This window comes from Paenibacillus sp. J22P143, from assembly GCF_059692035.1.
In genome coordinates, this window is sequence record NZ_JCAUAQ010000025.1 from 81,288 (window position 1) to 88,230 (window position 6,943).

Consider the following 6,943-nt stretch of genomic DNA (forward strand, 5'->3'; position numbering starts at 1 on the left):
TTTTGGCCAAACAATTGCACTTTTGCATCAATTTCCTGCTTAGACAAGTCAATCTCGGAAAAAAGCTGCACTTTTGCATGCTTAATGGTGTAGCCTCTACTTCGGACCCTATCGAGGGCCCTACTTCTAAAATTAAACGCTCACTTCCGCCGCATACCCCTTCGGGTTCTTCTGATGCCAGTTCCACGCGCTCTCGATGATCGCTTCCAAGGAATCCAGCGCTGGCTTCCAGCCAAGCTCCGCTCTTGCACGCTCCGAAGAAGCGATCAGCGTTGCCGGGTCGCCCGCTCTACGAGGCTCAACCACCGCAGGGATCGCATGGCCTGTGACTTTGCGCGCGATATCGATCACTTGCTTCACCGAGAAACCTGTGCCATTGCCCAGGTTATAAATGTTGCTGTCCGCACCGCCGCGCAGCTTCTCTACTGCAAGCACATGTGCGCTCGCTAGATCGCTAACGTGAATATAGTCACGTACACATGTACCGTCTTCTGTCGCATAGTCTTCGCCGAAAATCGAGATGTGCGCTCTTTGACCCAGCGCTACCTGCAAAATAATCGGAATCAAATGCGTTTCCGGGCTGTGGTCTTCACCGATTTTACCGCCAGCATGTGCGCCAGCTGCATTGAAATATCGCAATGACACATATTTGATACCATGAGCGGTATCGAACCACTTCATCATTTTCTCCATCGCCAGCTTCGTCTCGCCATACGTATTCGTAGGCAGGGTACGATCGCTTTCAAGGATCGGGATGTTCTCAGGCTCGCCATACGTAGCAGCCGTCGAGGAGAATACGATGCGTTTCACGCCGTATTGCGTCATTTTTTCAAGTAAGCAAAGCGTTCCGTACACGTTATTATGGTAGTATTTTGCCGGATTGGTCATGCTCTCACCAACAAGCGAATTCGCTGCAAAATGAATGATCGCATCGATGTTATTTTCAGCAAAAACCGTATCCATAAACTCCCCGTCGCGCAGATCGCCAACGTACAATTTACCGCCAAGCACCGCATCCTTGTGACCCTGTTGCAGGTTATCGACGATGACGACTTCCTCGCCTTTGGCCAGCAGTTCTGCTACCGCATGAGATCCGATGTAACCTGCTCCACCAGTGACTAGAATTGCCATTTTACAACGCCTCCTCAAGTTGCTCTACACCGTTGCCAATATCACACACATAGAAGCTTGGTGTAAGCCCTGTAATTTCCGTATACTCTGCGCCCACTTGGTCGATGAATGTTTGAACGCTGTCTTCATGCACCAAGGAAACCGTACAACCGCCGAAGCCTGCACCCGTCATCCGCGCCCCAAGCACACCTGGTACTTTCAACGCTGCTGCAACCATCGTATCCAGCTCCAAACCAGTAACTTCATACAGGTCACGAAGGGAATCGTGGGAACCGATCATCAGCTTACCGAAAGATTCGAGGTCATTCTTCTCCAACACTTCGATGGATTTCAAAACGCGATCAATCTCTTCCACAACATGCTCCGCTCTGCGGCGAACCGTTTCGTCTGGGATCAGATGCTTATATTCGTTAAACTGCGCAAGGTTCAGTTGACCAAGCAGCGTGATGTCTGGGAATTGCTTTTGCAAGTAGGTAACCGCCTGCTCACATTGGCTTCTTCTCTCATTGTAAGCCGAGTCGACGAGACCTCTGCGTTTGTTCGTGTTGCCGATCACAAGCTTGTAGCTGCCGCTTTGAAAAGGAACATGACGATACTCCAGCGTATCGCACATCAACAGGATCGCGTTGTCCTTCTTGCCATTCGCTACGGCAAATTGGTCCATGATGCCGCAATTGACGCCAACGAATTGGTTCTCTGTTTTTTGAGCGAGAAGCGCGATTTTGACCGTGTCGATTGGATATTTCTCTAGCGTTAGCAAGCTAAATGCTGTGACAACCTCTATAGAAGCTGAGGAGGAAAGACCTGCACCATTCGGGATTTCGCCGTGGAACAAGAGATCGTATCCTTGCGTAACTGGGAACCCTTCTTTGGCCAAATGAACAAAGATCCCTTTCGGATAATTGATCCAATCGTCCTCTTCTTGGTAGGACAAGTCATCTATGGAAATTTGTTTACGCAGTGCCATATTGGTAGATGCGAAGCCGATCACACGATCTTGTCTTGGACGAATAATCAAGGTCGTTCCGAACGTCAAAGCTGCCGGGAATACATAACCGCCGTTATAATCCGTATGCTCGCCGATCAAATTCACTCGACCAGGAGCGTGAAATGCTGAAATCTTCGCTGCCGTTTCTCCATAAATCTCAATAAACGTGTCTTTTAGTGCTTGCAAATCTGCCATGTGTGGCACCGCCTTTAGTGGTTTTAGTAGGTTCGTTAGGAGTAAGTTTATAGTTTCAGTATAAGAGATCTGCAACTCGTTGGCTATGGAGGCATGTTATTTCCACATGGAAAAATGTGATTTTACGTTTCCGTTTTATGTGAGTTCTATGATACAGTGGAAGGAACGAACAGCTTTTCGATCGGAGATGAATAATCGGTATGGATAAGCCCTACAGTTATTATGTCGTATCGAACCCCCTTCCTGCTGGGGTGAGCGAATTCACGGTTTTATTTGCAGGGGAAAGCCAGACCAAGCCTGAGCATCGCCTTGGGCCGAAAGTCTACGACTACTACTTAATCCATTATGTCATATCGGGTCGCGGCGTATTCTCCTCACATGGAGAAGAGTATGCGATTGGTGCTGGAGACAGCTTCGTCATTGAACCTGAGCAGCTCATCAGCTACGTCTCGGATGAGACCGATCCATGGCATTATTGCTGGATCGCATTTACCGGCGCGCAGGCAGGGAAGCTCGTCGATGAGGCGGGCTTAACTCCTGGAAGCCCCATCATCCATATGGCACGCAATCGGCATATGCCTGTGCTTTTTCGTCAGATCCAACAAGCGCTCAAGTCCAAAAAAGCAAACGCGCAGCTGAAAGCGACTGGATACCTAAGCTTGCTGCTGGGTGAATACTGCGAAGCCCTGCCAGCCCCCGCAGTAACAGGGCTAGTGACCGAGGCCGAAAGCGACCGTATCGTGCAGCAGGCGATCCATTACTTGTCCACGCAATATGCGGAGCCGATTACCATCGAAATGATGGCCGAAAGCTTCGGCTATAATCGTGCTTATTTATCGCGTATATTCAAGCAGCACACCAAGGTGACGCCGGTTACGTTCCTGCTTAAGCTGCGAGTGGATAAAGCACGTTTGCTGCTGCGGGAACGGTTGGAGCTCACCATTGAGCAGATTGCCGCTTCCGTTGGCTTTTATGATCCGCTTTATTTCTCTAAGCAATTCCGGCGTTGGTACGGCGTCTCTCCGAGCGAGTATCGGAATCAGATCAAATCGCTGTGATCCTTGCACTTGTCGTTCACTGATAGCGTCAAGCCATTCCTGATGCCAACATAGTAAGAGCCAGACCAGCATAATCTTCATGCTGATCTGGCTCTCCTTTTATTTTGGCATCAAATACGCCTTGATTGCTTGGTTAACCAATGTTAACTTGTTCTCCGCAGAGTCCAATAACTCCGCAAATAGCTCGCTGGACCCCTGATGAATCGCAGTTTGAAGGTTATCTGCCGTTTGGCCAAGCGGCGCTGCTCCGATGTTGGACGCAACACCTTTCAACGTATGAGCGAGCATCAGCGCTTCGGGGAAGTCTTCGCTCGTTATCGCCTCACGGATCTCGTCTATAGCGTTCGCGTGATTCGAAATAAACTTTTGTAAGATACGATCATAGAGGTTCACATTTTGTCCCAGACGTCCTAGTGTTTCTTCCACGTTCAGTGCAGGCAATGCTTCTATTTCCTTCGCTGCTGCGACTTCGGCGTAGCCCTTCCCTCGCGAGCTCTGGATCGTTCTCTGCAAGACACTGAATAACTGAATCGGTTCAAATGGCTTTGAAATATACGCATCCATTCCGGCTGCCAGTACCTGCTCCTTTACTCCCTGCATAGCGTCAGCAGTCATGGCAATAATCGGTGTCTCTTTATCAAAATCCCTTATATTCCTCGTTGCCTCAAAACCGTCCATGAGCGGCATCTGCAAATCCATTAATATCGCATCGTATCGCTTAGTTGCCGTTCGTTTCAGCGCCTCAATGCCATTCTCCGCTACGTCAACGCGAATATCCATCTCCTGAAGAATAGCTTGTGCCACCTGCTGATTGATTTCATTATCCTCCACCAATAAAACCTCTGTGTTGCGAAGCAGCTGCAGTTTTTGGGCTTCATTTTCGCCTTTTGGCGTTGCTATCTTCATCTGAAGCTGTTCCTGAAACAAGTTTGTAATTTGGTTGTACAACTGAGACTGACTCATTGGATAATAGAGTACTTTTTTCACCGATGTCGACTGAGACTTCAACTGAAGCTCCGATTCATGATACGAGCTGATGAGCACAATGACTTGCACAGGTGTAGCATATTCCTGCTTTATTTTCTCAGCTAAGGAGTAGGCTTTCTCATCCTGAAGCTTCCAATCGATCATAACCAGATCATAACGGCCATTGGAATTCATTTGTTTCAGTGCGTCTTGGGTAGAATCCACGGCGTTAACAATAAACTGAAACTGTTCCAGCTGACTCTGCAGTACGAGGCGCATTTCCTGGTCATCGCAAACGAGAAGGACACGAAGGAATTTCAAATAGGAAGCAACGGGTGCGCTAAACACATGTTCAGTGCCCACTTCGAATTTCACATGAAAGATAAAGGAGCTTCCTTTTCCTAACTCGCTCTCTACATGAATATTTCCATGCATCAATTCCACGATACTTTTGCTAATGACTAGTCCAAGTCCTGTTCCTCCATACTTGCGGGTCGTTGACATATCGGCTTGTGTGAAGCCGCGGAACAACAGTTCTTGCTGCGCGGGTGTCATGCCGATTCCAGTATCCTTGACTTCAAATCGAAGCGAAACCCCTCTATCATCACTAGAGGTGACGTTTACCGAAATGGCGATTTCACCTTCATCTGTAAATTTCAAAGCGTTGTTCACTAAATTGAGTAAAATTTGATTCAACCGGAAAGGGTCACCATTCAGCACCTGTGGAACTTCATGGTGGATAGAGAAATGCAGCTTCAATCCTTTCTCATACAAAGAAAACCCAATAATATTCGAAATATTGCTCATGATTTCATACAAATCGAAATCGATGCGTTCCAGCACGATCTTCTTAGCCTCGATCTTCGAGAAATCGAGAATATCGCTAATGATCGTCAGCAAGCTTTTGGCGGAAAGTACGGTCTTCCCAACGTAATCCTTCTGCCGATCCGTTAAATCCGTTTGCTGGAGCAAATAATTCAAACCGAGGATTGCATTCATCGGAGTTCGGATTTCATGGCTCATATTCGCAAGAAACTCGCTCTTCGCGCGACTGGCCGACTCGGCGGATTCCTTCGCATCAGCGAGAAGCAGATTCTTGCTCTCCAGTTCGGATGTGCGCTCCTCAACCAGTATTTCCAAATGATCTTTATACTGATTCAGCGTCTCCTCGGCCTGCTTACGTTCTGTGATATCTACACCTGCAAAGATAATGCCGCCCACTTCGCCAGTTTCTGTCCGTATCAAGCTATTACTCCACTCGTAAAGGCGTTCTTCACCTGATTTATCTAAAATGAGCGATTCAAAGTACTCCGGCAAAGCATTGCCATCCATAAACCCTTGGTAGTGCTGTTTTCGCACCTCAACGTGGGACTCGGGCCCGCAAATTTTAAACCAATTCTTACCTAACACATCCGGTTCCTCGTAACCCAGCACCGTGCAGCCTTTCCGATTCAACATCTCAATCTTGCAATCCCTGTCCAAGACAACAATCATGACATCGATGAGATTCAGGTAGCTTTGGGCTTTCTCTTTCTCCTTCAGCAGCTTCCGTTCGCCCTTCCTCCGCACAGCTCGTGTTTGCAGCGTAAGACCAACGCCGATCACAATCGCCATAATGGTGAAAATACTACCTATCCAGAGTGCGAGCTCACGATGATTTGACGTTCTATCTACATACATTTGGGTACCCGTCAAATTGTAATCCATCCACATCTGCAAACTTGCATCTGCTTGCTCTCTATTGGGTGTAAGCCTATCCAGCAAGTTCTTCCCCATGGCATAGTCGCCAGATTGAACAGCATTGATGATAAGCTGACCCTTCTGCAAATAGTCACCGGTTTTTTGCCAAACAGTATTGTAAATGGCTCTTTCTTCCTCCGAGTTGATGAAAGACTCATAGTTCTTATATTTCTCATCGAACTGTCTCCGGGAATTCTGATAAGAGGTTATCACTATTAAGAGACGATCTTTGTCGGTTTCAAGGAGCATCTTGTGCAAGAGAACTCTTTCTTGTGTAATAATCTCTTGCAGCTCTACTATATTGGAAATACTCGGCATCCAATTCGTTTTCACTTGATCAATTGTTCCCTTGAGAGCAAACATCTGATAGAAGTTCGTTCCAATCACTGCGACCAATAACGCAATGACGATAATGAAAGTCCAAATCGACTTCAATTTAGTAAGCGCTTTCACAAATATTCCACCTTTCTTTCCCCATTATAGCATATCACCTGCCTTTCTAGGTACAAAGGCCGACATGAATTTCCTGATTGGCCTCCTAATTACCTATTTTTTATTCGCGAAACTACTTCGAATTACACGACGCCCCACCACCTAAATATCCCAGAGGGACGGCCGATTCGGTTAGGTTGTGCGGGTGCATCCGGCTGATAATACTTCCCTGCTACTTGGTGCCACAATACGCCATGCTTTATAAATCAACATCTTTGCCTCTAAATTTTTAACAAGTTCTGTATTCATATGCATGTAATTCTGTTACTGCTAAACCATACTGTCCGCCAATTGACGGCGTAAGTTGTCCTAACCCTGACGGACAAGCTGTCCAGTCGGTGGTTTGAAAAAAGGGAGAATCAAGAACATTCTC

At 47.2% G+C, this 6,943-nt stretch carries 4 protein-coding genes; 1 reads left to right on the forward strand and 3 read right to left on the reverse strand.

Annotated features, from left to right (window positions below; translation table 11 throughout):
* Positions 1-132: 132 nt before the first annotated feature.
* A complete protein-coding gene (gene galE / locus AC58PQ_RS24295) occupies positions 133-1,131 on the reverse strand; it encodes a UDP-glucose 4-epimerase GalE (protein WP_497246183.1) in 999 nt (332 codons plus the stop codon).
* Position 1,132: 1 nt separating this feature from the next.
* Positions 1,133-2,314, reverse strand: a complete 1,182-nt coding sequence (locus AC58PQ_RS24300; RefSeq protein WP_497246185.1) for a galactokinase — start codon at positions 2,312-2,314, stop codon at positions 1,133-1,135.
* A 200-nt stretch (positions 2,315-2,514) separates the two neighbouring features.
* Between AC58PQ_RS24300 and AC58PQ_RS24305 the strand changes: the two genes are divergently transcribed.
* Positions 2,515-3,372: an AraC family transcriptional regulator gene (locus AC58PQ_RS24305; RefSeq protein WP_497246187.1), complete on the forward strand. Its 858-nt coding sequence runs from the start codon at positions 2,515-2,517 to the stop codon at positions 3,370-3,372.
* Positions 3,373-3,471: 99 nt separating this feature from the next.
* On the opposite strand, the gene AC58PQ_RS24310 is transcribed toward AC58PQ_RS24305, so the two are convergent.
* On the reverse strand, positions 3,472-6,531 hold the full coding sequence (locus AC58PQ_RS24310; protein WP_497246189.1) for a response regulator: 3,060 nt from the start codon (positions 6,529-6,531) through the stop codon (positions 3,472-3,474).
* Positions 6,532-6,943: the final 412 nt, after the last annotated feature.